This window comes from Pseudarthrobacter sp. KH_020_B, assembly GCF_057840185.1.
On record NZ_CM174506.1, the window covers coordinates 3,974,283 to 3,999,733 of the forward strand.

A 25,451-nucleotide genomic window follows, 5' to 3' on the forward strand; every position below is an offset into this window, starting at 1 on the left:
GCCGGACCTAGCCCTTGGTAGCTCCGGCGGTCATGCCGGAGACGATGTACTTCTGCGTGAAAAGCGCAATGATCATGATGGGGATGGTCACCACGGTGGCGGCCGCCATGAGTCCGCCCCAGTCGATGCTGGCGTAGGAGACGAAGTCGAAGATGGCCACGGGCAGCGTCTTGGTCTTGGACCCGGACAGCACCAGGGCGAACATGAAGTTGTTCCAGGAAAAGATGAAGGACAGGATGCCTGCGGTGGCCATGCCGGCCACGGACAGCGGCAGGGTGATGCGCTGGAACGCGCCGATGGGGGTGAGTCCGTCCACCTGCGCCGATTCCTCCAGTTCCAGCGGGAGCGAATCGAAGTAGCTCATCATGATGTAGACGATCAGCGGCAGGGCAACGAACATGTGGCTGAGGATCAGTACCTCGAACCCGCCCACCATTTTCAGGTTGGAGAACACGTAGTACCAGGGCACCAGGAGGGAGACACCCGGGATGACGCGGGCCATCAGCACCACCAGTGCCGAGCGGTGCATGGTGAACCGGCTCATGGCGTACGCGGCCGGGACGCCCAGCACCAGCGAGAGGGCCGTGGAGACAAAGGCCACCCAGAAGCTGTTGAAGATGAAGACGAAGTAGTTGTTGCGCTGCAGCACGTTGGCGTAGTTCTCGAACGTGGGGCTGAAGATGAACGATTTGGCGGTGTCGTAGATGTCCACGTTGGTCTTCAGCGACGCCAGCAGCATCCAGAACAGCGGGGCCACCAGGAACAGCACCACAGCGATCAGGGCGGCGACGCGGAAGACCTTGTAGGCGCGGGTGCCGAGGGGCTTCCGGGGGCGGCGGACCGGCAGGGGCGTCCCGGCGGTGGTCTTGTTTTCGGTCACTACGGTCATTTGCTTACCGCTTTCTTGCGCATGGTCAGCAGCCACATGGAGCCGATGATGATCATGAAGAACAGGATCAGCACCGCGGAGGACAGCCCGTACTGGTTGTAGTCGAAGCTCAGGCCGTAGGCGTAGACGTTCAGGGTCTCCACTTCGTGGAAGGACCCGCCGCCCTTGCCCTTGGTGGCGTAGAGGATGTCGAAGGTCTTCAGGGCGTCGATGCCCCGGAGCAGGATGGCCACGATCACGGTGGGCATCATGAGCGGCAGGGTGATGAAGAAGAAGCGCTGGAACGCGTTGGCGCCGTCCATGCGGGCCGCCTCGTCGGGCTCCTCGGAGAGGGAGGTCAGGCCGGCGAGCAGGATCAGCACCACCATGGGGGTCCACTGCCACACGTCCATGAAGATGGTGGTGCCGAGCGCGGTGTCCTGGCCGGACAGCCAGGGCTGGGCCGGGATGCCCACGGCGGCGAGCAGCTGGTTCGCGAACCCGATGTTGGGGTCGAAGATCAGCCGCCACATCATGCCGACAGCAACCGGAGTGGCCACGAGCGGCAGCAGGATGGCCACGCGGACCCACTTTTCGCCGCGGAAGGGACGCCACAGCAGCAGGGCGATGCCCATGCCGAGCACCACTTCGCAGACCAGGGCAACACCGGTGAAGCTGAGCGTGCGGCCCACCGCCGGCCAGAAACGTTCGACGTCGGACAGGACCGTCAGGTAGTTTTCCAGGCCGATGAACTCGGTGGCGGCCCGGACCGAGCCTTGTGAATCGGTGAGGCTCAGGTACAGGGTCCAGGCCAGCGGGAAGATGATGAGGACGCCGACGAAGGCCATCGCCGGGGCTGCGAACAGCCATTTGCGGTGCCGGTTGGCCCAGGCGGAGAAGTTCTCACGGGCCCCGGGGGTGCGGCCGGCGGTCCGGGACGCGCTGCGGGGAGGAGTCATTACAGACATGGTTCACCTAAGGAGTTGGGGGGTGAAGACTGGCCGGGCGGGACGGCAGCGTCACTGCCGTCCCGCCGGGGCTGTTGGGCGTACGGGGCCTCATTGACTGAGCCCCGGCACGCCGGGTGCGTTACTTCTTTTCGCTGTCCAGGAACTTCTGGAAGGCCACGTGGGCCGAGTCTGCTGCGGCGGAAGCGTCGGCGCCGGTGATGCTGGCAACGATCGGCTCGCCCACGATTTCGCGGGCCTTGCCAACGGTGACTACCTCGGGACGGTCGTGGCCCACACCGTTCTTGGCGCTGGCGGCAATGGCTTCGGCCAGGTCCTTCGGGTAGGTGGAGGTTCCCGCGGAGTCAGCCCAGACGGAGGCGCGGGGTCCGGGGACGCCGGCCTTCTGTGCGGCCAGGGTGCGTTCCTTGCTCGTGGCCCACTGGATGAACTTCCAGGCGTTGTCCTGGTTGCCCGAGGCCTCGTTCACGGCCAGGCCCCAGGACGGGATGTTGTACGGCTTGGAGCCGGCGGGACCGGCGGGCAGGGCGGCGAACCCGACGGTCTCGGCCACCTTGGACTTGGCCGGATCAGTGGCGTTCTTGTAGAGCGAGTCTGCCTCGGTGTAGAAGGCGGCCTTGCCCTGCGTGAAGATTGCCATCGCCTCGGGCCAGCTCATGTCCGTGCTGACGTTGGCGGGGCCGTGGTTCTTGATCAGGCCGCCGTAGAACGCGTAGGCCTCCTTGGCAGCGTCCGAGTTGACGGTGGACTTGCCGCTGGAATCGGTGAAGTCGCCGCCGAAGCTGTACAGGAAGCTGGAGAACTGGGTGACGGCGGCGGACTTGCCGGTGCGGGCCACAAAGCCGGCCGTGTCCGGGTTGGATGCCTTGATGGCCTTGGCGGCCGCTTCAAGCTCCTCCATGGTCTTGGGGACCTCAAGGCCGGCGGCCTTCAGCAGGTCCTTGCGGTAGTAGAGGACTTCGCGCTCGGTGATGATGGGGACGCCCACAACCTTGCCGTCAGCGGTGGTGGCCTTGACCGGGCCCTCCTGGTAATCCTTCCAGTCCCAGCTGGAATCCGAGGAGACCTTGCTGGTCAGGTCCGCGAGGTAGCCGTTCTTCGCGAACGCCTTGCCTTCCTGGAGCGGGCGGTACATCATCACGTCGATCTCGTCGCTGCCGGCGTTGAGCTTGACGTTGTACTGGTCCGAGAGCTGGTCTTCGCCGAGCTGGGTCAGTTCCACCTTGAGCCCGGATTCCTTTTCGAATTCGGGTATGGCGGCCTTGATTCCTTCGGTCCAGACGTGGTTTGCGAGAGTTACCCGGACGATGCCGGATTCCTTGGCGTCGCTGCTGGCGCTGCCGCCGCAGGCTGTCAGCCCCATGGAAAGTGCCGCAGCAACCGCCGCGTACTTCATTACTGAACGTCGCTTCATAACGACTCCCTTGCTTCCAGGCTGACGTCACTGTCCAGCCATCTACAAATGCATCTTTACATCTGCTCTGGAAGAGAGCATAGGTAAATAAGGCAGACTTAAACAACCCCTTTCGACAACCAGTATGATTTATCTATGAAAACCCCAATGGCGGAGTCTCCTACTGACCGGCATGCAGCGTTGGTCCAGAGTTTGGGACTCGCGATCGCCGAGGGGTCCCTGGCTCCGAACTCGGTGGTCCGGTTGGACGAGCTGGAGGCGCAGCACAAGGTGTCCCGCTCGGTGGTCCGGGAAGCCGCGCGGGTCCTGTCTTCCAAGGGCATGCTGGCGTCCCGCAGGCGGTTCGGCACCGTGGTGCAGCCCGAAGAGGCCTGGAACCTTTACGATCCTCAGGTGATCCGCTGGCGGCTGGCGTCGTCCAGGCGGCTGGAGCAGCTTCAGGCCCTGAACGAGCTCCGCGGCGCGATCGAACCGCAGGCCGCCCGGCTCGCCGCCGAACGGGCGTCCTGGGATGCCGGCAGCGATCTGGTCGCCCTCGCGGCGCGGCTCTGGGCGGCCGGCCAGCGCGGCGCCCAGGAGGAATTCCTCCGGCTGGACGTGGAGTTCCATGCCGCTGTGCTCAACGCATCAGGCAACGCCATGTTTGCCCAGCTCCAGAACCTTGTGGCCGAGCTCCTCACCGGCCGGACCGAACACGGCCTGATGCCGGACCTCCCGCACCACGAAGCGCTGCAGCTGCACGTTGACGTGGCCAGCGCCATCCAGCGCGGTGAGGCCGGCGCAGCGCATGCCGCCATGAGCAGGATCGTGGAACAGTTCGCCGAAGAGGTGGGCCATATCTGGTCCGAACACCACCAGGGCGAGGTGCCGGCCGCGTCCGCGCAGCACACAACAGAGGCCGACGGCGCCCCCCAAGTGCCGCCGTCGGCCTCCCCTTCCCGCGCGGAAAGCTAGAACGAACCCGTGGTGAACTGCCAGGTCTTGGTGGCCAGCTGATTGCCTGCGAGATCTCGGATGGCCGTCCCGCCGCCGGTGACGGTCACCGTGTATTTCGTCTTGGCTGCCAGGGTGTTCTGCGGGTCCAGGATCCACTGGTTGGTGGTGCCGTTGCGGAAGACGACGGCCGGGACCACGGCCCCGGTGGCGGCGTTTTTCACCGTGAACGTGGCCGTACCGACACCCTGGACCGGCTCGCTGAAGGTCACCGAAAGGTTGTTGTTCCGCCTCACGAGGACGGAATTGCTGCCCGGCGTGAACCCCGTGACCGTAGGCGCCGGGCCGGTGGTGAAGGTCCAGCTTGTGCCGGCCAGCGGGGTGCCGGCTGTGTCGCGGATGGCGGTGGCGCCGCCCACCAGCGTCGCGGTGTAGGTGCCGTCCGCGGCCAGGTTGGCGGACGGATCGAGGGTGGCCGTTTTGGTTGTGGCGTTGTAGCTGACCGTTGCGGGGATGGCGGTGCCGGCGGCGTTCCGGAGCACAAATGTTCCGCTGCCGACGCCTTGGACGGCCTTGCTGAACGTGGCCGTCACGTTGCTGGCCAGGGGCACCGCCGTCGACTGTGCTGCGGGTGACTTGGCTGTGACCGTGGGGGCAGGCGCCGGCGGGGTCGGTGCCGGAGCGGGCGCCGCGGCCGCGGCGTACAGCAGCCGGTTCGGCGTGCCGGTCCCAGCACCCGTGATGGCTCCGGCAGTGGCGTTCGAGGTCAGCGCCGAAGCAACCTGGGCCGGTGTGAGCGCCGGGTTCTGGGACAGCAGCAGCGCCGCCGCGCCTGCCGTGTGGGGCGCTGCCATGGAGGTGCCGGACATGGAGGCGGTTGCCGTGGTGGAGGTGTATGACGCGGACACAATGCCGACGCCGGGTGCGTACAGATCCACGCAGGAACCGAAGTTGGAGAATGAGGCCTGACGGTCGGCGGAATCGCTGGCCGCCACGGTGACCGCTGCCGGGAGCCGCGCCGGCGAGCTCCCGCAGGCGGCCGCGGTGGAGTTGCCGGCGGCAACCACGGCAGTGACGCCGTCGTTGATAACGCCCTGGAGCGCCGAATCCACGGCCGCGCTGGCCCCTCCGCCCAGGCTCAGGTTCACCACGGCGGGTGTTCCGGCGGCGTGGTTGGCGGCGATCCAGTCCAGGCCGGCCACCACGTCGGAGTTGAAGCCGGAGCCGGTGCAGTCCAGGACCCTGACGGGGACGATCGTCGCCGCCTTTGCCACGCCGTAGGTGGCTCCGGCCACCGTTCCGGCCACATGGGTGCCGTGGCCGTTGCAGTCGCTGGCGCCGCGGCCATCGGCCACGGCTGTCCAGCCTGCTGCCACGCGGCCTGCAAACTCTGTGTGGGAGGCGAGCACGCCGGTGTCCACCACGTAAGCGCTGACTCCGGCGCCGGCGGCGGTCCACGTGTAGGAACCCGAGAGAGGCAGCGGCCGCTGGTCCACGCGGTCCAACCCCCATGGCGCGGGCTGCTGCGTCGCGGAGAGTGTAATGGGCGCATCCACCTCAACCGAGGCGACGCGCGCCGAGCGCGACAATGCCGCGGCCTGCGCCGGCGTCGCCGTAACCACGGCGCCGCGCAGGGCGTGGGAAAAGGAACGGCCGACGCCGATGCCCTGGGACTTCAGCCGCGCCGCCTCGGCGGGGACGTCCGTTTCGGCGGCGTAGCGGACGAGGTAGCGGACGCTTGCGTCGTTGCCGGCCGGGGCAAGGGGCGGTGCAACGGCCGCCGCTGGCAGGCCTGAAGCTGTGAGGGCGACGGCGGCCAGCAGCGTTGCGGCAGCGGGCGGCACAAAACGGAACGTGCGCATTGAGGTCCTTGCGTGGCTGTCTGGACTGTTGTGGGTGGCGGAAATCCCGCATATCACCAGGTTAGGAGCCGGCAACCCGACGCGCCCGGGACTTGAGCCGATCTTGCGCCAACCCTTCGACTGCTGCGGAAATCCTGGGGGAGTGTGCTGTTCAGTTGCCGGTCTTGGGTTCAGTTCTCCGTGGTTCAGTCTTCCGTGGGCGTGGTCCTGTTCGAGTGGTAATTGCGCCACGTATGTTCCGGCTCGTAGCCCAACAGGCGCCGGGCCTTGTCGATGGACAGCATGGTCTCGTGTTCGCCCAGTTCCTTGGTCACGGTGACGCTGGGGAACACCTCCGCGGCCAGGCTCGCGCTGGAACGGGTCATGACGGTGTCCGCGTTCGCGATGATGAAGGCATCGAACCCGGGCTTGCCGTTTTCCAAGGCCCGCGCCACAGCCTGCGCGCCGTCCCGCCCGTCGATGTAGCCCCAGAGGTTGAACTTCCGTGCCCTGGCGTCGGCGTCGAATTGCGGGAACCGCTCGTAGTCTTCCGGGTCCATGACGTTGGAGAACCGCAGTCCCGTGATGCTCAGCTCCGGATCCCAGCGTGTGAACTGAATGGCCATCTGCTCTTCGAGGTGCTTCACGAGCGAATACGTGCTTTCGGGCCGGGCGGGGTATTCCTCGTCCACCGGGATGTAGGGAGGGTCGGTGTCGAACGGCAGTCCCAGCACCGTCTCGCTGGAGGCGTAAACCAGCTTCTTGATCCCGGCCCGCCGGGCAGCCTGGAAGACGTTGTAGGTGGAAAGCATGTTGTTCTCGAAGGTGGCGGCTTCGGGGGCCATGCCGGGCGCGGGAATGGCTCCCAGATGGACCACGGCGTCGAAGTCACGGAGCCTGTCATCAAGGCCAAGCAGGGCATCCATGACCTCGCCGTAGTTCCGCAGGTCCACATGGGTCACCCGGTGGCTCCGTTCTCCGGTGAGGTCCAGGGTCAACACCTGGTGGCCGTCATTGTTGAGTCTGCGGACCACGTGCCGTCCGAGTTTTCCGCTTCCGCCGGTCACCGCAATTCTCATGGGGACACCCGGGCGGCAAGGAACTTTTCGACGGCGGCAATGGCACGTGCGGTGATAGCGCCGAGGTCCCCGCTGCCGTCCACCGAAACCAGCATGCCCCGGCGGGCGTAGACCGCCACGACCTCGTGGGTTTCGCGGTGGTAGAGGTCCAGCCGGTGCCGGAACACTTCGATGGTGTCGTCCTTGCGGCCCTGTTCCTTGGCCCGCCGCAGCATCCGCTGCTCCAGTTCGGAATCCAGGGCGCGGAGTTCCACCACGGCGTCGAGGCGGTGGCCCTGGGAAGCCAGTATGTTATCCAGTTCCAGGATCTGGGGAGCTGTCCGCGGGTATCCGTCCAGCAGGAAACCGGGCTGCAGATCGGCGTCGAGGAGCCTGTCCTTAACCAGGGCGTTGGTGAGATGGTCCGGGACAAAAGCGCCGTCGTCGAGATACCTGGCGGCCTCCACGCCCAGCGGCGTTTCCTGGCTGACGTTTGTCCGGAAGATTTCGCCCGTGGAAACTGTCGGGATGCTGAAGTGCCTGGCGATGTGCACCGCTTGGGTGCCTTTCCCTGAGCCCGGCGGTCCGATGATGAGCAGTCTGGTCATGTTCCTGTCCCTCCGCGGCGTCCTTGCCGGCTGGTTTCGGGTCCACCGTCGGCAGCGCCAACGTGTGCTTCATTCTGCCCTTCCCGTAACCGCCACACAACGCCAGCCTCCGGGAGGGGATCCGGCGGCTGGCGCTGGACCGTATGCCGCGGACACCGCAGCAGGGCCGACTTGTGGCGCTTCCCAAGGCTCTGGCCTGTATATACTTCTGGTTATCGGTTTAGCAGCAGGCCGTTGGACAGTTCGTCGATCCAGCGACCGTCGCCACCTATTGCCACGACGGCAGGGTTGTGCGGAGGGTTGCCGGCTCGTTTTACCTGAGCGAATGGCACTAAGAACCGTGGCCAGCGAGTCAACAGAAAAAACAGCGACATCAATCACTGAGCACCTGCACGAAGAACTCCTCAACAGCTCCGACGTAGAGGAGTTCCTGGATGAGCTCGCCCGGGTGTCGGCCCGCAATCTTTCCGAACCCGGCGACGAAGTGCTGTGCGGTATTACTCTCCTGCGCCAGCGCAAGGCGGCCACTGTTGCCAGCAGCGGCGCCGCTGCCCGCGCTGTCAGCCAGATTGGATGTCAGTCCGAGCAAAGCCCGGGGATGGCTGCCTCGCTGGAGCAGGTGACGGTCCATGTCCCTGATGTGAAGGACGAAGAGCGCTGGCCCGAATACTGCGAAGCCGTCCTGGACCAAGGCATCCGTTCAGTCCTGGCCATCCCGTTCCGGCTGGAGGGGGAAACCAAGGCCACCCTCCTCCTCTACTCCCACCGGGCTTCCCGCTTCGAAGGCCGCGTCCTGAAGGCTGCGGAGGACTTCGTCCGCCAGACCTCCCTGGCCCTGCGGCTTGCGGTGCGTTTCGCGCATTTCAGCGAGACGGCGGCTCATCTGCGTGCCACCCTCGAATCGCGCACTGTGATCGACATGGCGGTGGGCATCATCATGGCCCAGAACCGGTGCAGCCAGCAGGACGCGTTCGAGCTCCTCAAAGCGGCGTCCAGCACCCGTAATTCCAAGCTGCATATCGTCGCCGCGGCCGTGGTGAATGCGCTGGGCCAGGGGCCGGCCCGGACCCACTACGACGGCTGAACCGGCCCCACGGCCGGCGGCCCCGTACACTGGTTGCAAAGCTGGCTGAGGGGCTTTCATGGAAACAAAACGCATCTGTCTTGTCATCGAGGACAACGATGACATCCGCGGTCTGATCACGGTGATCCTGACCCGCGCGGGCTTTTCCGTGCGTTCGGTTGCCAACGGCGCCGAAGGAATTGCCGCCGCCGCTGAACCTTCGGTTTCGCTGATCACCCTGGACCTTGGCCTGCCGGACATGGACGGGCACATCGTTGCCCGGGCAATCCGTGCCTTGAGCACCGCTCCCATGCTGTTCCTCACGGCCAGGTCCGAGGAGGACGACATCCTGGCCGGAATGGCCTCCGGCGCTGCCGCTTACCTGACCAAGCCGTTCCACCCCAAGGAACTGCAGGAGCTCGCACTGCGGCTCTGCCCGGCGGACGCCCCGGCCCGCCAGAAGTCGACGCCGCAACGGCAGCAGTAAGCCGCGCCGTCGCCCCTGCCCGCCTGCTTGCGGCGCGAAGTGGCTGGAGGCCTGGCCGCATCCAGAATGCGGAAACTGGCTTAGCGCACGATGATGACGTCGAGCTTCCGCGGGCCGTGCACGCCCTCGACGCGTTCGAGTTCGATGTCGCTGGTCGCGCTCGGTCCGCTGATCATGGTGAGCGGCCGCGTCCCGTCGATCCGGCGCAGTGCCTCCGGCAGGATGCCACTGATGTCGGTGGCTTTCACGACACAGATGTGGTGGTCCGGGACGAGGCTGATAGCCCGTCTGCCCTGGTCGGGGCTGCCGTCCAGGATGATGGTCCCGGTTTCGGCGACGGCGACCGCGCTGCCGGTGACGACGGCGTCAATGCTGTCGAGTTCGACAACGGTCAGCGGCGCTTCGGCGGAATCGAGCCGGCCGCGGCCGGCACCGGGTACGTCGTCGAGTTCGGTGAGCCACCCGGCGTCGAGCCCGGTGGGTACCACGTAGCTGTGCGCGGAGGCGAGGAGTTCTGCAATCCGTGCCGGCACGTCCGCGGCGTCCACTACGGTTACCTGCGCTTTGTAGTCGATCAGGCGGTCCACCAGCAGTTCGATCAGTTGCGGTTCGTCCATCCCGGATGCTGCCCGGTATTCGCGGGGGATCTGCGGACTCTCGGGGCTGTCTTTCAGGGCGGTGCGGATCCGACCGAGGATTTCCTCGCGTGCACTCATGGCTGGTCTTCCTTGTTGCGTGACGGGGCGGGGGTCCCGGCGGTGTCCGGTTCCTGGTGTTCCTTCGCCCACCAGCTGCGGAAGGACTGGGACGGGGGTGCGGGGATGTCCCGGCTTTGTGTCCAGCCGGCGGCGATGCCGGGCAGCCTGGTGATTTTCTGGTCCGGACCGGCCGCCAGGCGTCCCAGTGGCAACCCTTTTTCGATCAGGCTCAGCCGCTTGCCGGACGACAGTGCCCAGGAAGCGGCCTTCATGCCGATGTCCATCTGGGTGGGGATCTTCTTCTTCCCGCGCTTGCTGTCCACGTCAACGCCGCGGAGGTGGACCAGGATGTCCGGGATGTTGATCTTTACCGGGCAGGCGTCGTAGCAGGCCCCGCACAAAGAGGACGCGTAGGGCAGTGAGTCGTTCTCTTCTGCCTGGATGCCGGTCATCAGGGGTGAGAGGATCGCACCGATGGGGCCGGGGTAGGTGGAGCCGTAGGCGTGGCCGCCGGTGCGCTCATACACGGGGCAGACGTTCATGCAGGCGCTGCAGCGGATGCAATGGAGCGCGGAGCGGCCCATTTCGTCGGCCAGGGCGGCGCTGCGTCCGTTGTCGAGCAGCACCAGGTGCATGTTTTGCGGTCCGTCGCCGTCGGTGACGCCGGTCCAGAGCGAGGTGTAGGGGTTCATCCGTTCCCCGGTGGAGGAGCGCGGCAGCAGCTGCATGAACACCTCGAGGTCCTGCCAGCCCGGCAGGAGCTTCTCGATGCCCATCACTGTGATCAGCGTTTCGGGCAGCGTCAGGCACATGCGGCCGTTACCCTCGGATTCGACGACGGCGAGGGTGCCGGAATCGGCGAGGGCAAAGTTGGCGCCGGAGACGGCGACCTTGGCGGTGAGGAACTTGCGCCGGAGGTGGCTGCGGGCGGCCATGGCCAGTACCGCCGGTTCGCTCGTCAGGCCCGGATCAACATCCGACATCTCCCGGAGGAAGATGTCGCGAATTTCCGTGCGGTTCTTGTGGATGGCCGGGACGAGGATGTGGCTGGGCTTGTCGTGGTCCAGCTGGACAATGAGCTCCGCGAGGTCGGTTTCGAAGGCCGTGATCCCCTCCTCTGCGAGGTACTCGTTGAGTCCGATTTCCTGGGTTGCCATGGACTTGACCTTGACCACTTCGGTTTCCCCGGTCTCCCGGACCAGCCCGGCGACGATGGCGTTTGCTTCCTCGGCATCGCGGGCCCAGTGGATCACTCCGCCGCGGGCGGTGAAGTTCGCTTCGAACTGTTCGAGGAGCTCCGGGAGCCGGGCCATCACGGATTCTTTGATGGCGGATCCTGCGTCACGCAACTGTTCCCAGTCCGGCAGCTCGGCGACCATCTTCAGCCGCTTGTCGCGGATGGTGTGGGTGGCATGGCCGAGGTTGGCCCTGAGCTGGGCGTTGCCAAGCTCGCGGTGGGCCGCCTTCGGGAAGGACTCGGAGGCGTGCAGGTTCCCTGAGCCGAAGACGGGCAGGGAGGGCATTCCCAGGAACGTGCTCATCGTGCGGCCTTTCCGCTGGAGACGAGGACCGCACCGGTGATGGACGCCGGCTCCTCGATGGTGCTGGCCAGGATTTCTGCAAGGTGCAGCGTAGTGACCTCGCTGCCCTGGCGGGAGAGGCCGCCGCCGATATGCATCAAGCAGGAGGCGTCCCCGCCGGCGCACAGCCGGGCCCCGGTGGAGGTGATGTTTGCCGCCTTGTCCTCAAGCATCGCCGAGGAGACGTCAGCATTTTTCATCGAAAACGTGCCGCCGAAGCCGCAGCACTGGTCCGCTTCCGGGAGCTCCGCGAGGTCGATCCCCTGCACACTGCCCAGCAGCTGGGACTGGCGGTCCCCGAGGCGAAGCAGCCGCATCCCATGGCAGCTGGGATGGTAGGTGACGCGGTGCGGGAAATAGGAGCCGAGCTGCGCGCTGGCGTCGGTGACGCCGAGAACGTCGACCAGCAATTCGGAGAGTTCATAGGTTTTGGCGCCGACGGCGGTGGCGCGGGCTTCCAGCGCCGTGTCTCCGCAGGAGCGGGCCACCATCGGGTGCTGATGTTTGACGGAGGCGACGCAGGAACCGGACGGGGCGACGGCGACGTCGTAGTCCTCGGTGTCGAAAGCCGCCACATGGTTAGCGACCACGGGGACTGCTTCCTTGAGGTAGCCGCTGTTGACGTGCATCTGTCCGCAGCAGGCCTGACGTTTCGGGAACACGACCTCGTGTCCCAGCCGCTCCAGAATCTTTACAGTGGCCCGCGCTGTGGCCGGGTACATCGCATCCACGATGCATGTGGCGAACAAGGCAATTCTCATGACAGCCTTTCGAGTGGCCTGAGGTGGTGTGGTCTGACCATAGTACATCACGTGATCCACGCCACGGCCAACTCCAAAATTCCCGTGAAGGGGGTCACATCCCGGCGAAATTTACGCTACACTCGAGTGGTCCGACCACAGTGGTCTGACCTCATCCCTCGACGTGGAGGAACTCCGTGGACCACTTCACCCCCAGCACCGATCCGGTGCTCAACAGCATCGCCTGGTCGGCCATCGTCGCCCTGCTGCCGCTGCTGACCTTCTTCATCCTGCTTGCCGTCGTGAAGACCAGGGCCCATGTCGCCGGGGCGTTTGCGCTGCTGGCGGCCCTGCTCGTCGGCATAGTTGCGTTCCAGATGCCGGCCGGGCTGGCGCTGCTGTCTGCTACCCAGGGCGGGGTTTTCGGCGCCTTTCCCGTGCTGTGGATCGTGATCATGGCCGTGTGGCTCTACCAGGTCACGGTCCTCAGCGGACGCTTCGAGGACCTCCGCCGCGTCTTCGACGTGATCGGTAAAGGCGACGTGCGCCTGCAGGCGGTCCTGATCGCCTTCTGCTTCGGCGGCCTGCTCGAAGCCCTCGCAGGCTTTGGCGCACCTGTCGCGATCACTGCCACCATGCTGCTCGCCCTCGGCCTGCCGCCGCTGCGCGCCGCGGCAGCCGTGCTGGTGGCCAATACCGCCCCGGTCGCATTCGGCGCCATGGCCATCCCCATCACCACCGCCGCCGGGCTCACCGGACTGCAGGCAACGGACATTGCCTCGATCGTCGGGCGCCAGGCGCCGCTGCTGGCCACCATCGTGCCGCTGATCCTGCTCTTCATCCTTGACGGCCGCAAGGGCCTGAAGGAATGCTGGCCGGCCGCGCTCGTCGTCGGCTTCTCCTTCGCCATCGCGCAGTTCCTGTGCTCGAACTACTTCTCCTACGAGCTCACCGACATCGTCGCCTCCCTCGCAGGGCTCGGCGCGGCAGTGTTGTTCTTCCGCGTCTGGACCCCGAAGGGCAGCATCACCGCACGCGAACGTCTCGGCGTGCTCTCTGAGACAGCCGAGAAGGCAGCCTCCGCCACGGCAGGCGGCGGCTCACGCGGGGCAGCAGCTGTCGCCACCGCTGATACCGCTGCAGACCGTCTGACCCCCATGCGCACCTGGCTGGCCCTGTTCCCGTACTTCCTCGTGATCGTCGTCTTCGGTATCGCGAAGCTGTGGAAGCTGGGCGTGAACGTGCCTGCGTTCCTCGCCTCGACCGACGTCAAGATTCCCTGGCCGATCCTGCACGACGCGCTGGTCAACGCCGAGGGCAAGCCCGTCTCCTCCACCATCTATTCATTCCAGTGGCTTTCCACCCCCGGCACTCTGCTGCTGCTCACCGGCCTGATCGTCGCCGCTGTGTACTCGAAGTACAATGACGGCGGCCGCTACCGCATCACAGTCGCCGATGCGGTCAAGGAAATCTGGCACACCATCTATCGGATGCGCTGGGCCGGACTGACCATCATTACGGTGCTCGCACTGGCCTATGTCATGAATTTCTCCGGGCAGACGATCTCCATCGGAACCTGGCTGGCCGGCACCGGAACCTTCTTCGCGTTCCTCTCACCAGTCCTGGGCTGGATCGGCACGGCAGTCACCGGCTCCGACACCTCGGCCAACGCACTGTTCGGCAAGCTCCAGCAGACCGCCGGCCTTAAAGCAGGAATCGATCCCAACCTCCTCGTGGCCGGAAACACCTCCGGCGGCGTCGTCGGCAAGCTGATCAGCCCGCAGAACCTCGCCATCGCGGCGTCCGCAGTCGACCTTGAAGGTAAAGAGTCGGTGATCCTGCGTAAAGTAGTCGGATGGAGCGTGGCTCTGCTGCTGGTGCTTTGCACACTTTCCTATCTGCAGTCCACGCCCGTCCTGGGCTGGATGCTGCCTTAGCCTCCGGCTCTCCCCAAATATGGTGTGCGGGCCGTCCCTGGCCCGCACACCCCCGGAAGGAAAACCCGTGACAACCGCTGCAGCAGGAGCAACCCCACGCCGTCGCACCCATGACGCGCTCCTGAAGGACATCGAAGCGGATCTGCGCTCGGGCAAAATCAAAGTCGGGGACCGTCTCCCCGGCGAACGAACGCTAGCCGAAACCTACGGGATCTCCCGGGCCTCAGTACGTGAGGCCATCCGGGTCCTCGACGCCATGGGGGTGCTGCGCAGTTCTGTCGGATCCGGACCCACTTCCGGTGCGATCGTCATTTCTGACCCCTCCGCCGGTCTGTCGTCCGCACTGCGGCTCCACGTCGCAAGCAGCCGGCTGCCGGTCGAGGACATCGTCGAGACCCGCATCCTGCTCGAAACGTGGACAGCCCGGACGGGAGCTGACCGTACGGGAGGCGACGAAGATCTGGAGCAGGCAGCCCAGTTGCTGCATGCCATGGACGACCCGAAGATCGACCGGGCCACCTTCCATGAACTGGACGCCCGGTTCCACGTGGCACTGAGCTCGCTCGCCGGGAACGCCGTAGTCGCCACCGTCATGGAATCCCTCAGCGGCTCCATCGTGGGCTACGTCAAAGGTGCGATGGACGCGATGGAAGCGTGGCCGGATGTCCTATCCGCGCTGCGAACCCAGCACCACGGCATCTTTGACGCCGTCCAGGCGCACGATGGGGAACTGGCAGCACGCCTCCTGCGCGAGCACATCGAATGGTTCTACCAGCAGGCACAGAAAGCGACAGCCGCCCAGGCCTCATCTTGAACCAAACGTGAACGGCGCCTGCTGCCGCCCACCGTTTCACAGCCAGAGCACGACCGGCCCCGCGGTCACCACAGACGTGTCGGACAGCTCGAACATCAGCATCTCCACGGTGACCACCGGCAGCGGCGACAGCACCGTCACGTACTATGTCGCCGACGTCGTGCTTGATGACGCCACCACCCTCCAGTCCGCCTTCGCCAACGACAGCTTCGGCGAGAACATCACTGAGACCACCTCGGCCAGCGCCGAGGCCAACAACGCGATCTTCGCCGTCAACGGCGACTACTACGGCTTCCGCGACACCGGCATTGTGATCCGCAACGGCGTGGTGTTCCGCGACGACGGCGCCCGCCAGGGCCTGGCCTTCTACCGCGACGGCACCGTCAAGGTCTACGACGAAACCGCCACCACCGCCGAACAGCTCCTGGCCGACGGCGTCTGGAACACGCTCTCCTTCGGCCCATCCCTGCTGGACAACGGCGAAGTGGCCGAGGGCATCGAGGACGTGGAGGTGGACACCAACTTCGGCAACCACTCCATCCAGGGCGAGCAGCCGCGCACCGCCGTCGGCATCATCGACGAAAACCACCTGGTGTTCGTGGTGGTGGACGGCCGCAGCCCCGGCTACAGCGTCGGCGTCACCATGACCGGACTGGCGGAAATCATGCAGGGGCTCGGCGCCACCACCGCGTACAACCTCGACGGCGGCGGCTCGTCCACCATGTACTTCAACGGCGGACTGGTGAACAACCCGCTGGGCGAGAACAAGGAACGCGGCACCTCCGACATCCTCTACATCGCGGGGTAGGGCCGGCCATGATCATCCTGATCCCGGCCTACGAGCCGGACCAGCAGCTGCCTGCCCTGATCCGTTCCCTCCGCGACGCCGAGCCGTGGGCCACCGTGGTGGTGGTTGATGACGGCAGCGGGCCGGAGTACAAGGACGTGTTCGACGGCGTCAAGGCCCTTGGGTGCCACGTCATCGGGTACGCTCGCAACCGGGGAAAGGGCTTCGCGCTGAAGACCGGCTTCGGGTTCATCGCGGACCACCTGCCGGGCCGGAACGTGGTGTGTGCCGACAGCGACGGCCAGCACGCGATCGTGGACATCCTTCGCGTGGCGGAAGCGGTGCAGTCCGGCTCACCGGCCATGGTCCTGGGAACCCGGAACCTCACCGGCAACGTCCCGGCCCGCAGCAGATTCGGCAACAGCGCCACCCGGCTGCTGTTCAGGCTGGCCACCGGCGAACGCATTTCCGGCCGGTGGCGGATTCGGTCCGCATCTACGCGCCGCTGCTCAAGTTCCTGGCGTCCTCCTTCACCGCGTTTCTCGTGGATACCGTGGTGTTCCTGCTCCTGACGCCTGATGACCGACTCGCTGCTGCTGGCCGTGGTGGGAGCCCGGGCCCTGAGCTCGGCGGTGAACTTCCTGGTCAACCGCCGTGTGGTGTTCGAGCACGGCCGGGACAGGCCCGCCGCCGCTGCCGGGGTGCGGTACTTCGGCCTGGTTCTTGTTCTCCTCGCCGCCAACTACGGTCTCATCTCCGAACTGGACGCGCTCTCCGTGGCCGCCCTGCCGGCAAAGATCCTGGCTGAAATCGCGCTCCTGACCGTCAGCTACGTGGTGCAGCAGCGGTTTCTCTTTGCCCGGCACACGGCCAGGAGTGCCGGGCCGGAGGCTGAGAATCAGACGCGGGGCCTGAGCCGCGGCCACCACCCCGGGACGTTGAGCCGGTAATCGATGTACTGCTCGCCGTACCTACGAGTGAGTGTCGGCTCCTCGTAGCCCTTCACGAATGCGACCACCGCGACGAGGGCGATCACGGCGTAGAGCACGAGCCACCAACTGCCGAACAGCAACGCCTGGCCGAGGATGATGGTGAGCACCGCAAGGTACATCGGATTGCGCACGAATCGGTAGGCCCCGGTCACAACCAGCGTCTCGGTCGGAGCGACCGGAGCGGGCGTTCCGCGGTGGAGGGCGAAAAGCGCGAAGGCGTGCAGGAGGAAAGCCACGCCGACGGCGATCGCGGTCCAGGCGATCGGCACGACGGCCCAGCCGCCCCAGCGGTACCACCGCCAGCCGGAGATGAGCCACGGGATGAGGCCCGCCACGACACCGGGCGCGAGGAAGAGGAAGACGATCGTCCCGATCCATGCGCGTGCGGGCGAGGCTGCCGGTGCCATGCGCGTCAGACTAGTCCTAATCCTCGGACCGCGCGAGGGGCCGCGTTGACTTATCCGACGGTGCCCGTCTTCTCGGCGTAGGCGGTGGCCTGGCGGCGCACCTGATCCACGTAGGAATCGGACTGGTTGTAGGCGTAGATGGCCTGAGTCCATCCGATCGCACTGGTGAGGTCGCGGCCATGGGTGCATAAGTAACCGGCCGCGCTGAGGGCGGCGTCGTCGATGTTGAAGGGATCCGCGTTTCCGTCGCCGTTCCCGTCCCGTCCAGCCAACTCCCAGGTGGTGGGAATGAACTGCATGGGTCCGACGGCGCGGTCCCAGCGGGCATCGCCATCCAGGACGCCGGCATCCGTATCAGCGATGGCGGCAAATCCGCTGCCATCCAGGCTCGGGCCGACAATTGGTCCGCTCGTCTGTCCGGCGGGAGTAAGGCGTCCGCCGCCGTAAGCTCCGTGGGCGGATTCCACGAAGCCGACCGCCGCCACCGTATTCCAGCCGATCCCACACCCCGGAGCGGAATGATTGGCCGCGCCGGCCGCACCCACGTAAGCCCGAAGCGCACGGGCGGGTATACCGGTTTGCTCGGCAGCCTGGATAGGCCACTCGGCGTCCGCGTTCCGGGTGATATTCACGGCAGGGGTAATGCCGGTGGCGGGCGTTTCGAGTTTCGCCTCCGACCGTGGCGGAGGCGGCAGAGCCCCGCGGGCGTCCGCACCGGAATGTCCGAGTGCCCAGAATGACACCGCGGTGATGACGCAGATCGCGAACACGCAGAAAACCGCAAAGCGTTTTAGTCGGAGCACGGGTTAATCGCACTCTCCTGAGTCAGTGACCGGCTGATCCCAAGATCATCCAGGAAGAGTAGTCCTTTCCGTCGGAGCCCACCTTGAACTCTGTCATTGTTAGCCCCTTCGATCATCGTGGCTTCTCCGTAGTGGCAGCAGGCGGCGGCAAAGGCCCTCATGTAGAACAGGTTTGAGCGGGAGAACCCGCGCATGTGTGGAAAGGCCGATTTCAGGTCGGACGCAAGTCGCTGCAGAATCTTGGTCCCCCCAAGGCTGGGCCGCCTGGCGCTGCAGGATCGTGGAGCCGATCTCCCAGTACATTTCGACCATGGCGTTGCTCGCGGCCTGCTGTGCGCGCAGCTGCGCCGAGGTGACTGGCTCCTTGAGGGATCCGAGTATTCCGGCATAGCCGCCGGGCAGATTAGGTTCGATCTCTGGCACGCACCCACCTTAGCCGCTGCGTCCGACTCGACCTCAAGCCCACCAGGTGTACGCAATTGTCCAAAGCACTTTGGACGATTGAGAGCAGCCGCCCGTAGCCGGACCCCGTACTTGAGTTCGCCGAGGAGGTCGGTGTATCAAGCAGAGAGGGCGAGGTCGGGGGAGTCAGTCACGGGTTTGATCCTGTCGATCGAAGTCCGCCAGGAATGGCGGCCGCCCCGGAAAACAACAGATGAACGCCCGGCCAACACTCATATTCGGGCCTAGGTTCCGTCACAGCACCTGCACAGTATCGCCCGGGATCGTAGAGAAGAGCCCACCAACAGATTCCGGAGAATCCCGATGACTTCCCTCATTTTTATCGCCGCAGACCTCGCGGCCATCAGCATCCTCACGTTCGTCCTCCACCTCCGCCGCGACCTGGTGGTCTCGTACCTGGGCATGAACGTGGGCGTCCTGGCCGTGGCCACCGCGCTGTCCGGCTCCGCGGCCGGCCTGGCCTGGGACTTGGCCTCTTCGGCGTCCTGTCCATCATCCGGCTCCGCTCCACCGAGCTGGCCCAGCACGAGGTGGCCTACTACTTCTCGGCCCTGGCACTCGGACTGATCGCCGGCCTCGGCATCGAGCCCGTCTGGCTCACCGCCTCGCTGATGGGCCTGATCCTGCTGGTGATGTTCGTCGGCGACCACCCCCGTGTACTGCCCGCCCACCGGCACCAGACGGTCATCCTGGACCGGGCCCTGGCGGAGGACGGCGAACTGCACGCACGGCTCGAGGAAGTCCTGCACGGCAAGGTCCACTCCGCCACCGTCCAGGAACTTGACCTGGTCAACGACAAAACCATCGTGGACGTCCGCTACGCCTACAACCCCCGCATCGTCCAGCCGGCAGCCCACGCCACCATCTCAGCCATTACGACGGCGGCGCCCCGGCACGCAGTACCGGCACCTCCGGGGACGGTCCCGGCAGAGGCAACCGAGCCGGCGTCGTCCGCTCCCGTCCATGCGGCAGAACCCGTCCACGCCTCGGCAGGTGCGGCATGAACGCCCCCGCAGGCGCCGGCGTCGTCAGCAGCCTCAGCGGACTGCCCGCCGTGGGGCTGGACGAACTGAACGCCGAAGCCGCGCTGCAGACCCGCGTGGACCGCAAGTACGTGGTCCCCGAGGACCTGGCCCAGGAGCTCCTGGCCAACTTCGACGCCGAGGTCCGGGTCCTGGAGATGGACGGCTCCCGCTGCTTCGCCTACGACTCCGTGTACTTCGACACCGCGCAGCTGGACAGCTACCTGCTCGCTGCCCACCGCCGGCGGCGCCGCTACAAGGTCCGCACCAGAACCTACGTGGACAGCGCCATCAGCTTCCTGGAGGTCAAAACCGAAGGCGCCCGCGAAGCCACCGTCAAGGAACGTATCCCCTACGACCTCACCGACCGCGCCCGGCTGACCGCCGAAGGGCTGGACTACGTCCACGAAACCCTCGCCGCCGCGGTGGGCGGAGCGCTCGCCCGCCCCCTTGGGCCGGTCCTCGAAACCCGCTACCACCGCACCACGCTCTACCTGCCGGAATCCGGCAGCCGGGCCACCATCGATACCGGCGTCACCTGGCAGCGGCCCGGCGAGCAGGCCTGGGTCCTGGACGGCGCGGTGATCCTGGAAACCAAATCCGGCTCGGCGTCCGGCCCGCTGGACCGGCACCTCTGGGCCCACGGGATCCGGCCCTCCAGGATCTCCAAATTCGCCACCGGCATGGCGGCGCTCCGCCCCGACCTGCCGGCCAACCGCTGGAACCGCACCCTCCGCCGCACCATGAACCTCCGCCCCGCCGCCTGACCCGCCTCCCCCACTGATTTCGAAGGAACACACCATGAACCGCTTCCGCACCGCCCTGTCCGTCGCCGCCCTCTCCGTTGGGCTGGCCGGATGCGCCGCCGCCGGCACCACCACGGGGACGTCCATCACCGGGATCACCTCCTCCGGCGGCTCATCCACGTCCGGCACCGCCCAGGCCGCGGTTTCCTTGGACACCCTCGCCGCCGATACGCACTACGACGCCGACGACCTCACCTGGGATGCGGCCGCCGAAGTAGCCGTGACCCTGGCGGACGGCGCCAGCAGTGTGGCCTCCGGAACGTCGTCGTCCGCTGTAACGGTCGACGGCGACACCGTCACCATCAGCGCGGCCGGCACTTACCGCCTGAGCGGGTCGCTGTCCGACGGCCAGGTGGTGGTAGCTGCCGGCGAGGAGGACGTGGTGCGGATCATCCTGGACGGCGCCGACATCACCAGCTCCACCGGCTCGCCGTTTGTGGTGCAGAGCGCCAACGAGGCCATCGTCTACCTCGAGGACGGAACGTCCAACTCCCTGAGCGACGCCTCTACGTACACGGACACCGCCGAGGACGCCCCGAACGCGGCACTGTACTCCCAGACGGCCGGCGAGTACACCGCGGCCCAGGGCCCGGGCGGTGGAGGCGGCTTCGGCGCCCGCCCCTACCCCCTTCAGACGCTCTCTCACTTAATGCGGGTTTTTGACCGACGCTCTCTCACTTTTCTCAAGAAAGTGAGAGAGCATTTGGGAATTTCCCGCATTAAGTGAGAGAGCGTCCGGCGTGTGAGGGCCAAGGCAGTGCGGTGCGTTCATGGATTCGAGGTGCAGTCACGAAGGTGCCCGGGCAGGAGGGGGAACCGGCCCGGGCGGTCTAGGGATGCCCGGTTAGGCTGCGGGAACGGCGTTCCGCCAGTCGTTCCAACCGGCGTAGCTGCCGTCGAGCTCGACGACGTCGTACCCGGCCCGGCGCAGGGCGCTGGCTGCGACGGAGTTCCTTACGCCGGACTGGCAGTAGGTGACGATGGTGCCGTTGGCAAGGAGTTCGTCCAGGTGCCACATGACCCGGCCGCCGCTGAGCTGGTGGGAGCCGGGGATGTGCCCGGCGGTGTGCTCGGTTTGGTTGCGGACATCCAGGATCATGGCGGCGTCAAAGCCGTCGAGGTCCTCGGGCTGGATGAGCTTCGGGGTTGCTGTGGGGAGCCCCTCGATGCTGGTGACGTAGCCTGCGACGTTGTCGATGCCGACGCGTACCAGGTGATCCCACATGTCCTGGGCGGCTTCCTGGTCTGGTACCAGCAGCACCAGCGGGTTCCTGTCCGTCTCGGGGTTCACCACCCAGGCGCCGTAGCTGGCCACGGACTTGCCCGCCGGCACGTTCAGGGAACGGGCTACCGTGCCTTCGTGGACCTCGCTGTTGGAACGGGTGTCGATGAAGGTCAGGGTGTCCTCTGCCAGGCCAGCGGCAACAGTGCCGGGCGCGAGCTCGGGCAGCGGGGTGCGTTCGCCCATGATGGCCGGGCCTTCACGGTTTTCGCGCTTCATCCGGCCGAAGTAGGCGTGGGCGTCGGGCTGGCCGTCGAGGAGTTCGTCGATGAAGCCTTGCTCGTCGTTGGAAGCGAGGTAAGGGCCCCACCAGGCATAGAGGCGCTCATAGCCCACGGTGGAGGAGGGGATGGCGCCGAGGGCCTTGCCGCAGGCGCTGCCCGCACCGTGGGCGGGGTGGACCTGGACGTAGTCGGGAAGGGTCAGGAACTTGTCCCGCAGGCTGGCGAAGAGCTGCCTGGCGCCTTCGAAGCGGGTGTCGATGCCGCCGGCTGCCTCGTCCAGAAGGTCCGGTCGGCCCAAGTCGCCGGAGAAGACGAAGTCGCCGGAGAGCAGGTAGCCGGGCTGATCGCTGAAGGCGCCGTCAGTCACCAGAAAGGACAGGTGCTCCGGGGTGTGGCCCGGGGTGTGGAGGGCCTTGATGGTGATGTTGCCCAGGGTGATGTCGTCGCCGTCGTAGAGCCGTTCGCCGTCGAACCCGTACTGCCAGTCCGCTCCGCCCTCGCCCGAGACGTAGATCTTCGCGCCGGTGGCAGCTGCGAGTTCGCGGGTGCCGGAAAGGTAGTCGGCGTGGATGTGGGTCTCTGTGACGGCCACGATCTTCATGCCGTTCTTTGCGGCGAGGTCCTGGTATACCGCGATGTCGCGGCGGCCGTCCACCACAATGGCTTCACCCTTGGCCTGGCAGCCAATCAGGTAGCTGGCCTGGGCGAGGTCTTCGTCGTAAATGCGCTCGATAAGCATCTGGTGCTCTCCTTCGTGGAGTAGGTGTTATGGGGAATCCTGGTTTAAGTGTAATACCCCTGGGGGTATCCATCAAAGAGGGGAATGCGCCGGGCAATCCGTACGTGCGTCAGACCGGCCGACCTTCCAAGGGAGTGCGGCGGGTCAGGTGATGGGGAGGGCTGCGCGGGTCCAGGCGCTCATGCCGCCGCGCAGGGAGTAGGCCTCGTAACCCTGGGAAGCGAGGAGCCGGGCCGCTGAAGCGGAGCGGACCCCGGACTGGCACATGGCGATCACTGCCCGGTTCTTATGGATGCCGGCGGTGCCGGGCTGCAGCCGGTCTAGCGGGATGTGCTTCGCCTGGGGTGCCCGCCCGGAGCGTCATTCCTGGGCGGAGCGGACGTCGATCAGCGCGGCACCTGAGGACAGGAGGTCCCTGGCCTCAGCTACTGAGACCGTTTTGTAGGGCTTGCTGAAGGCTTTTTTCAGGGAGCTGATGAGGCCCATGGTGTTCTCCTTGGCTGGTGGTGGCGGGTTCAGGCGGGTGAGGGGACGTTGCTGCGGCGGCTGCTTCGGTTGCGCAGGGGGCACGAGCTGATGAAGAACCAGCAGATTCCGGCCGTGGCTGCCGTGAGGGTGGCGGCGCCGGCGGCGATGAACCACCGCAGGTCGGCCGGGGCCTGCTGAATGAGGACGAAGGTTCCCATAGCCAGGACGAACCAGCCGAAGGCCTTGCGCAGGGCAGCTTCCGGGATGCGGCCTGCGAGTTTGGACCCGGCGAGGGTGCCAACGATGGCGGCGGCCGTCACGCCGAGGGTGATGCCCCAGTCGAGCTGGACGGCAGTAAGGTATCCGGCAAGCCCGGCGAAGGACTTCATGGCGATGACCACCAGGGAGGTGCCCACGGCGACGGACATCGGCAGGCCGGCCAGGAGCGCCAGGGCCGGGACCACGAGGAAGCCGCCGCCCGCGCCGACCAAGCCGGTCACGAGCCCAACGACCGCCCCGTCCAGTAGCACCCTGCCAAGGGGCAGCTCATGCTTCACCGGTGCGCCGCCGTCGTCGGCCTTCCTCTTCCGGCCACGAAGCATTGCCACGGAAGTGGCCACCATCATCACGGCAAATGCGATGAGCAGGATCTGGCCGGGGATATGTCCGCCCAGGAGGCCGCCGATGAACGCGCCGGCCATGCCGGCCGCGCCGAAGATCAGGCCGGTCCGCCACATCACCCTGCCGCCGCGGGCGTGGCTGAGCACGCTGACCGCGGAGGTGACGCCGACGACAAACAGCGAGGCTGCGATGGCTTCCTTGGCCTCAAACCCGGCCCCGTATACCAGGATCGGGACCGTCAGGATTGATCCGCCGCCGCCCAGGACGCCGAGCGAGAGCCCGATGACCACCGACAGGGCAAGGACCAGGAGGAGGGTGGCGGTCATGAGGCTTTGGCCTCACCGTTTCCAGTGGCGCGGGCACCAACGGCGGGAAGGGTCAGGATGGCGCTTTCGCGGGTGGGTTCCTTGGCAGCCCTGTTCCACGGCATTGCCGAGAGGGCCTGGCCCATGGCGCAGGTGTTGGTGGCGGCCGAGAAGGTCAGTCCGGTCCCGATGGCGCCTGCGAGCAGGCGGATCTTCGGGGAGACGAACTTGCCGCCCGCCAGGCCCAGGACCACCAGGGATCCTGCGGCGAGGCGGACCTGGCGCTCCAGGTCCCAGCGGCTCTTGCCCCGGACGACGTCTCCGCCGGCGGCAGCGAAGCCGGGCGCCCCGCCGGTCAGGACGTAGGCACCGTCGATCCCGGACTTGCCCAGCCGCTGGCGCGCCTGCTCGGCGCGGGCCCCGGACTGGCAGACCAGGACCACCCGGGAGCCCAGACGGGTAGCGAGTTCATCGGCATGCTCGGACAGCAGCGGCAGCGGCACGTTGTAGGAGCCGCGGATATGCATGGACTCGAACTCGGCGGCGGAGCGCACGTCAATCACGACGAGGTCCTGATGCTGATCGATCCAGGTGCGCAGGGCCTCGGGAGCAAGGGCGGTAACGGCCGGTGCCGCGGAAGGGGAAGTCATGTGCTGGCCTCTCGATGGGAATGGTGGATACCCCACCGAGTATTACAGATACCCCAATGGGTATGTCAAACACCCTGGGGGGTATACACTGGTCGAAGTCACCGACAATGGAGAAACCCGTGGAACTCAATCCGTCAGAACTGACGCCCGTGATCAACCGGCTCAAGCGCGCCCAGGGCCAGCTCGCCGCTGTCACGCGCATGCTTGAAGAAGGCCGGGACTGCAAGGACGTCGTCACTCAGCTCGCGGCCGTGTCTAAAGCACTTGACCGGGCCGGATTCGCCATCATCGCCACAGGCCTGGAGCAGTGCATCGTCCAGAAGGACGCAACGATGGATAAAAAAGAGTTGGAAAAGCTCTTCCTTTCCCTCGCCTGACCAACGCCGTCATCGCGGCCAGGTTTGTTTGGCACCGAAGCCGCAGATGACACCCGGGAACGTTCTCTCACTTAATGCGGGAAAATCCCCAGGGCTCTCTCACTTTCTTGAGAAGAGTGAGAGAGCGTCGGTCAAAAACCCGCATTAAGTGAGAGAGCGTCCGGGGGTGGGGGAGCTGTCTGGAATCCGGATATCGGCGCATACTTGAGCACAGGCGGCCACGGCCATGGGAGGACACCATGAAGTTTCTCGGAGCACTGATTATCATCTGGCTGATCATCGGAGGAATCGCCGCCTGGCAGCGCGGCTACTTCGGCGGGGCTCCCGGGTCCTGTGCCCAAGCTGGAACGGTGGCCGTGACCATCGTCGCCGGGCCCTTGAACTACGTGGGCGTCAACCCGCAGATTGCCTGCGAACTGCCCCAGCCCTCCCCGTAGCCACATCCTTGGTGCCGCGGCGGGCGGTCCCTAGAGTAGGGAATGCCGGGTGCCAGCTTT

General features: G+C 66.2%; 27 protein-coding genes and 2 pseudogenes. 14 read left to right on the forward strand and 15 right to left on the reverse strand.

What is annotated here, in order from left to right; translation table 11 throughout:
* Nucleotides 1-7: 7 nt before the first annotated feature.
* The 3 genes from AC3IT0_RS18485 to AC3IT0_RS18495 all read right to left on the reverse strand — a co-directional run bounded on the left by AC3IT0_RS18485 (nucleotide 8) and on the right by AC3IT0_RS18495 (nucleotide 3,250).
* Nucleotides 8-889: a carbohydrate ABC transporter permease gene (locus tag AC3IT0_RS18485; RefSeq protein ID WP_489321120.1), complete on the reverse strand. Its 882-nt coding sequence runs from the start codon at nucleotides 887-889 to the stop codon at nucleotides 8-10.
* Entirely contained in the window at nucleotides 886-1,827 is a 942-nt protein-coding gene (locus tag AC3IT0_RS18490; protein ID WP_489321121.1) for a carbohydrate ABC transporter permease, read from the reverse strand. The genes AC3IT0_RS18485 and AC3IT0_RS18490 overlap by 4 nt, the downstream gene beginning before the upstream one ends.
* A gap of 130 nt (nucleotides 1,828-1,957) precedes the next feature.
* Nucleotides 1,958-3,250 (reverse strand): ABC transporter substrate-binding protein, encoded by a 1,293-nt coding sequence (locus tag AC3IT0_RS18495; RefSeq protein WP_489321122.1) that lies wholly within the window; start codon nucleotides 3,248-3,250, stop codon nucleotides 1,958-1,960.
* A 135-nt stretch (nucleotides 3,251-3,385) separates the two neighbouring features.
* On the opposite strand from AC3IT0_RS18495, the gene AC3IT0_RS18500 reads away from it, so the two are divergent.
* Complete coding sequence (locus AC3IT0_RS18500; protein WP_489321123.1) at nucleotides 3,386-4,204, forward strand: FadR/GntR family transcriptional regulator; 819 nt, start codon at nucleotides 3,386-3,388, stop codon at nucleotides 4,202-4,204.
* Here the strand turns inward: AC3IT0_RS18500 and AC3IT0_RS18505 are convergent.
* From AC3IT0_RS18505 to AC3IT0_RS18515, 3 genes are all read right to left on the reverse strand, one after another.
* Entirely contained in the window at nucleotides 4,201-6,045 is a 1,845-nt protein-coding gene (locus AC3IT0_RS18505) for a S8 family serine peptidase (protein WP_489321124.1), read from the reverse strand. The two genes, AC3IT0_RS18500 and AC3IT0_RS18505, sit on opposite strands and share 4 nt — an antisense overlap.
* A 185-nt stretch (nucleotides 6,046-6,230) precedes the next feature.
* The gene (locus tag AC3IT0_RS18510) at nucleotides 6,231-7,103 is read right to left on the reverse strand and encodes an NAD-dependent epimerase/dehydratase family protein (protein ID WP_489321125.1); all 873 of its coding nucleotides are present in this window, start codon (nucleotides 7,101-7,103) and stop codon (nucleotides 6,231-6,233) included.
* Nucleotides 7,100-7,690, reverse strand: coding sequence for an adenylate kinase (locus AC3IT0_RS18515; RefSeq protein WP_489321126.1), 591 nt, complete (start codon nucleotides 7,688-7,690; stop codon nucleotides 7,100-7,102). The genes AC3IT0_RS18510 and AC3IT0_RS18515 overlap by 4 nt, the downstream gene beginning before the upstream one ends.
* A 340-nt stretch (nucleotides 7,691-8,030) precedes the next feature.
* Between AC3IT0_RS18515 and AC3IT0_RS18520 the strand changes: the two genes are divergently transcribed.
* Together AC3IT0_RS18520 and AC3IT0_RS18525 are read left to right on the forward strand one after the other, a co-directional pair.
* Nucleotides 8,031-8,774, forward strand: coding sequence for an ANTAR domain-containing protein (locus AC3IT0_RS18520; protein WP_489323841.1), 744 nt, complete (start codon nucleotides 8,031-8,033; stop codon nucleotides 8,772-8,774).
* A gap of 58 nt (nucleotides 8,775-8,832) precedes the next feature.
* A complete protein-coding gene (locus AC3IT0_RS18525) occupies nucleotides 8,833-9,240 on the forward strand; it encodes a response regulator transcription factor (protein ID WP_489321127.1) in 408 nt (135 codons plus the stop codon).
* A gap of 80 nt (nucleotides 9,241-9,320) precedes the next feature.
* Here AC3IT0_RS18525 and AC3IT0_RS18530 read toward each other — a convergent pair whose 3' ends face one another.
* From AC3IT0_RS18530 to AC3IT0_RS18540, 3 genes are read right to left on the reverse strand one after another with little or no spacing between them, the layout of a single operon-like run.
* Nucleotides 9,321-9,956: a LutC/YkgG family protein gene (locus AC3IT0_RS18530; RefSeq protein ID WP_489321128.1), complete on the reverse strand. Its 636-nt coding sequence runs from the start codon at nucleotides 9,954-9,956 to the stop codon at nucleotides 9,321-9,323.
* Nucleotides 9,953-11,479, reverse strand: a complete 1,527-nt coding sequence (locus AC3IT0_RS18535; RefSeq protein WP_489321129.1) for a LutB/LldF family L-lactate oxidation iron-sulfur protein — start codon at nucleotides 11,477-11,479, stop codon at nucleotides 9,953-9,955. Before AC3IT0_RS18535 ends, AC3IT0_RS18530 begins: the two co-directional genes overlap by 4 nt.
* Nucleotides 11,476-12,279: a (Fe-S)-binding protein gene (locus AC3IT0_RS18540; protein WP_489321130.1), complete on the reverse strand. Its 804-nt coding sequence runs from the start codon at nucleotides 12,277-12,279 to the stop codon at nucleotides 11,476-11,478. The genes AC3IT0_RS18535 and AC3IT0_RS18540 overlap by 4 nt, the downstream gene beginning before the upstream one ends.
* A gap of 176 nt (nucleotides 12,280-12,455) precedes the next feature.
* Between AC3IT0_RS18540 and AC3IT0_RS18545 the strand changes: the two genes are divergently transcribed.
* The 5 genes and pseudogenes from AC3IT0_RS18545 (at nucleotide 12,456) to AC3IT0_RS18565 (ending at nucleotide 16,746) form a co-directional block, all read left to right on the forward strand.
* Nucleotides 12,456-14,195 (forward strand): L-lactate permease, encoded by a 1,740-nt coding sequence (locus AC3IT0_RS18545; protein ID WP_489321131.1) that lies wholly within the window; start codon nucleotides 12,456-12,458, stop codon nucleotides 14,193-14,195.
* A gap of 67 nt (nucleotides 14,196-14,262) precedes the next feature.
* A complete protein-coding gene (locus tag AC3IT0_RS18550) occupies nucleotides 14,263-15,009 on the forward strand; it encodes a FadR/GntR family transcriptional regulator (RefSeq protein WP_489321132.1) in 747 nt (248 codons plus the stop codon).
* Nucleotides 15,010-15,076: 67 nt separating this feature from the next.
* Nucleotides 15,077-15,817 (forward strand): annotated as a pseudogene (locus AC3IT0_RS18555) (phosphodiester glycosidase family protein); the annotation flags it as partial.
* A gap of 8 nt (nucleotides 15,818-15,825) precedes the next feature.
* Entirely contained in the window at nucleotides 15,826-16,368 is a 543-nt protein-coding gene (locus AC3IT0_RS18560) for a glycosyltransferase family 2 protein (protein ID WP_489321133.1), read from the forward strand.
* A gap of 6 nt (nucleotides 16,369-16,374) precedes the next feature.
* Nucleotides 16,375-16,746: a GtrA family protein gene (locus AC3IT0_RS18565; RefSeq protein ID WP_489321134.1), complete on the forward strand. Its 372-nt coding sequence runs from the start codon at nucleotides 16,375-16,377 to the stop codon at nucleotides 16,744-16,746.
* Here AC3IT0_RS18565 and AC3IT0_RS18570 read toward each other — a convergent pair.
* Both AC3IT0_RS18570 and AC3IT0_RS18575 read right to left on the reverse strand, forming a co-directional pair.
* The gene (locus AC3IT0_RS18570; protein WP_489321135.1) at nucleotides 16,695-17,195 is read right to left on the reverse strand and encodes a methyltransferase family protein; all 501 of its coding nucleotides are present in this window, start codon (nucleotides 17,193-17,195) and stop codon (nucleotides 16,695-16,697) included. The two genes, AC3IT0_RS18565 and AC3IT0_RS18570, sit on opposite strands and share 52 nt — an antisense overlap.
* A 50-nt stretch (nucleotides 17,196-17,245) precedes the next feature.
* Nucleotides 17,246-17,998 (reverse strand): lytic transglycosylase domain-containing protein, encoded by a 753-nt coding sequence (locus AC3IT0_RS18575; RefSeq protein ID WP_489321136.1) that lies wholly within the window; start codon nucleotides 17,996-17,998, stop codon nucleotides 17,246-17,248.
* Nucleotides 17,999-18,763: 765 nt separating this feature from the next.
* Here AC3IT0_RS18575 and AC3IT0_RS18580 point away from each other — a divergent pair.
* The 4 genes from AC3IT0_RS18580 to AC3IT0_RS18595 are packed head-to-tail and all read left to right on the forward strand — an operon-like array spanning nucleotide 18,764 to nucleotide 21,015.
* The gene (locus AC3IT0_RS18580; protein ID WP_489321137.1) at nucleotides 18,764-19,027 is read left to right on the forward strand and encodes a hypothetical protein; all 264 of its coding nucleotides are present in this window, start codon (nucleotides 18,764-18,766) and stop codon (nucleotides 19,025-19,027) included.
* Entirely contained in the window at nucleotides 18,976-19,464 is a 489-nt protein-coding gene (locus AC3IT0_RS18585) for a DUF4956 domain-containing protein (RefSeq protein WP_489323842.1), read from the forward strand. Before AC3IT0_RS18580 ends, AC3IT0_RS18585 begins: the two co-directional genes overlap by 52 nt.
* Entirely contained in the window at nucleotides 19,461-20,249 is a 789-nt protein-coding gene (locus AC3IT0_RS18590) for a polyphosphate polymerase domain-containing protein (protein WP_489321138.1), read from the forward strand. Before AC3IT0_RS18585 ends, AC3IT0_RS18590 begins: the two co-directional genes overlap by 4 nt.
* A gap of 34 nt (nucleotides 20,250-20,283) precedes the next feature.
* Nucleotides 20,284-21,015, forward strand: a complete 732-nt coding sequence (locus AC3IT0_RS18595; protein ID WP_489321139.1) for a carbohydrate-binding domain-containing protein — start codon at nucleotides 20,284-20,286, stop codon at nucleotides 21,013-21,015.
* A gap of 117 nt (nucleotides 21,016-21,132) precedes the next feature.
* Here the strand turns inward: AC3IT0_RS18595 and AC3IT0_RS18600 are convergent, their stop codons facing one another.
* From AC3IT0_RS18600 to AC3IT0_RS18615, 4 genes and pseudogenes are all read right to left on the reverse strand, one after another.
* Complete coding sequence (locus AC3IT0_RS18600; protein WP_489321140.1) at nucleotides 21,133-22,533, reverse strand: MBL fold metallo-hydrolase; 1,401 nt, start codon at nucleotides 22,531-22,533, stop codon at nucleotides 21,133-21,135.
* Between the two features lie 144 nt (nucleotides 22,534-22,677).
* A pseudogene (locus tag AC3IT0_RS18605) lies at nucleotides 22,678-23,019 on the reverse strand (rhodanese-like domain-containing protein).
* A 29-nt stretch (nucleotides 23,020-23,048) separates the two neighbouring features.
* Complete coding sequence (locus tag AC3IT0_RS18610; RefSeq protein ID WP_489321141.1) at nucleotides 23,049-23,948, reverse strand: sulfite exporter TauE/SafE family protein; 900 nt, start codon at nucleotides 23,946-23,948, stop codon at nucleotides 23,049-23,051.
* Nucleotides 23,945-24,577, reverse strand: coding sequence for a rhodanese-like domain-containing protein (locus AC3IT0_RS18615; protein WP_489321142.1), 633 nt, complete (start codon nucleotides 24,575-24,577; stop codon nucleotides 23,945-23,947). The genes AC3IT0_RS18610 and AC3IT0_RS18615 overlap by 4 nt, the downstream gene beginning before the upstream one ends.
* 119 nt (nucleotides 24,578-24,696) lie before the next feature.
* On the opposite strand from AC3IT0_RS18615, the gene AC3IT0_RS18620 reads away from it, so the two are divergent.
* Nucleotides 24,697-24,954: a metal-sensitive transcriptional regulator gene (locus AC3IT0_RS18620; protein ID WP_017200146.1), complete on the forward strand. Its 258-nt coding sequence runs from the start codon at nucleotides 24,697-24,699 to the stop codon at nucleotides 24,952-24,954.
* A 239-nt stretch (nucleotides 24,955-25,193) separates the two neighbouring features.
* A complete protein-coding gene (locus AC3IT0_RS18625; protein WP_489321143.1) occupies nucleotides 25,194-25,391 on the forward strand; it encodes a hypothetical protein in 198 nt (65 codons plus the stop codon).
* Nucleotides 25,392-25,451: the final 60 nt, after the last annotated feature.

Bases quoted from the DNA above. Each gene is read 5' to 3' on its own strand.
- AC3IT0_RS18510 (WP_489321125.1), bottom strand. From the start codon at position 7,103: ATGAGAATTGCGGTGACCGGCGGAAGCGGAAAACTCGGACGGCACGTG.
- AC3IT0_RS18590 (WP_489321138.1), top strand. From the start codon at position 19,461: ATGAACGCCCCCGCAGGCGCCGGCGTCGTCAGCAGCCTCAGCGGACTG.
- AC3IT0_RS18595 (WP_489321139.1), top strand. From the start codon at position 20,284: ATGAACCGCTTCCGCACCGCCCTGTCCGTCGCCGCCCTCTCCGTTGGG.
- AC3IT0_RS18515 (WP_489321126.1), bottom strand. From the start codon at position 7,690: ATGACCAGACTGCTCATCATCGGACCGCCGGGCTCAGGGAAAGGCACC.
- AC3IT0_RS18610 (WP_489321141.1), bottom strand. From the start codon at position 23,948: ATGACCGCCACCCTCCTCCTGGTCCTTGCCCTGTCGGTGGTCATCGGG.
- AC3IT0_RS18625 (WP_489321143.1), top strand. From the start codon at position 25,194: ATGAAGTTTCTCGGAGCACTGATTATCATCTGGCTGATCATCGGAGGA.
- AC3IT0_RS18560 (WP_489321133.1), top strand. From the start codon at position 15,826: ATGATCATCCTGATCCCGGCCTACGAGCCGGACCAGCAGCTGCCTGCC.
- AC3IT0_RS18485 (WP_489321120.1), bottom strand. From the start codon at position 889: ATGACCGTAGTGACCGAAAACAAGACCACCGCCGGGACGCCCCTGCCG.
- AC3IT0_RS18505 (WP_489321124.1), bottom strand. From the start codon at position 6,045: ATGCGCACGTTCCGTTTTGTGCCGCCCGCTGCCGCAACGCTGCTGGCC.
- AC3IT0_RS18615 (WP_489321142.1), bottom strand. From the start codon at position 24,577: ATGACTTCCCCTTCCGCGGCACCGGCCGTTACCGCCCTTGCTCCCGAG.
- AC3IT0_RS18580 (WP_489321137.1), top strand. From the start codon at position 18,764: ATGACTTCCCTCATTTTTATCGCCGCAGACCTCGCGGCCATCAGCATC.
- AC3IT0_RS18525 (WP_489321127.1), top strand. From the start codon at position 8,833: ATGGAAACAAAACGCATCTGTCTTGTCATCGAGGACAACGATGACATC.
- AC3IT0_RS18500 (WP_489321123.1), top strand. From the start codon at position 3,386: ATGAAAACCCCAATGGCGGAGTCTCCTACTGACCGGCATGCAGCGTTG.
- AC3IT0_RS18490 (WP_489321121.1), bottom strand. From the start codon at position 1,827: ATGACTCCTCCCCGCAGCGCGTCCCGGACCGCCGGCCGCACCCCCGGG.
- AC3IT0_RS18535 (WP_489321129.1), bottom strand. From the start codon at position 11,479: ATGAGCACGTTCCTGGGAATGCCCTCCCTGCCCGTCTTCGGCTCAGGG.
- AC3IT0_RS18540 (WP_489321130.1), bottom strand. From the start codon at position 12,279: ATGAGAATTGCCTTGTTCGCCACATGCATCGTGGATGCGATGTACCCG.
- AC3IT0_RS18530 (WP_489321128.1), bottom strand. From the start codon at position 9,956: ATGAGTGCACGCGAGGAAATCCTCGGTCGGATCCGCACCGCCCTGAAA.
- AC3IT0_RS18570 (WP_489321135.1), bottom strand. From the start codon at position 17,195: ATGGCACCGGCAGCCTCGCCCGCACGCGCATGGATCGGGACGATCGTC.
- AC3IT0_RS18600 (WP_489321140.1), bottom strand. From the start codon at position 22,533: ATGCTTATCGAGCGCATTTACGACGAAGACCTCGCCCAGGCCAGCTAC.
- AC3IT0_RS18495 (WP_489321122.1), bottom strand. From the start codon at position 3,250: ATGAAGCGACGTTCAGTAATGAAGTACGCGGCGGTTGCTGCGGCACTT.
- AC3IT0_RS18565 (WP_489321134.1), top strand. From the start codon at position 16,375: ATGACCGACTCGCTGCTGCTGGCCGTGGTGGGAGCCCGGGCCCTGAGC.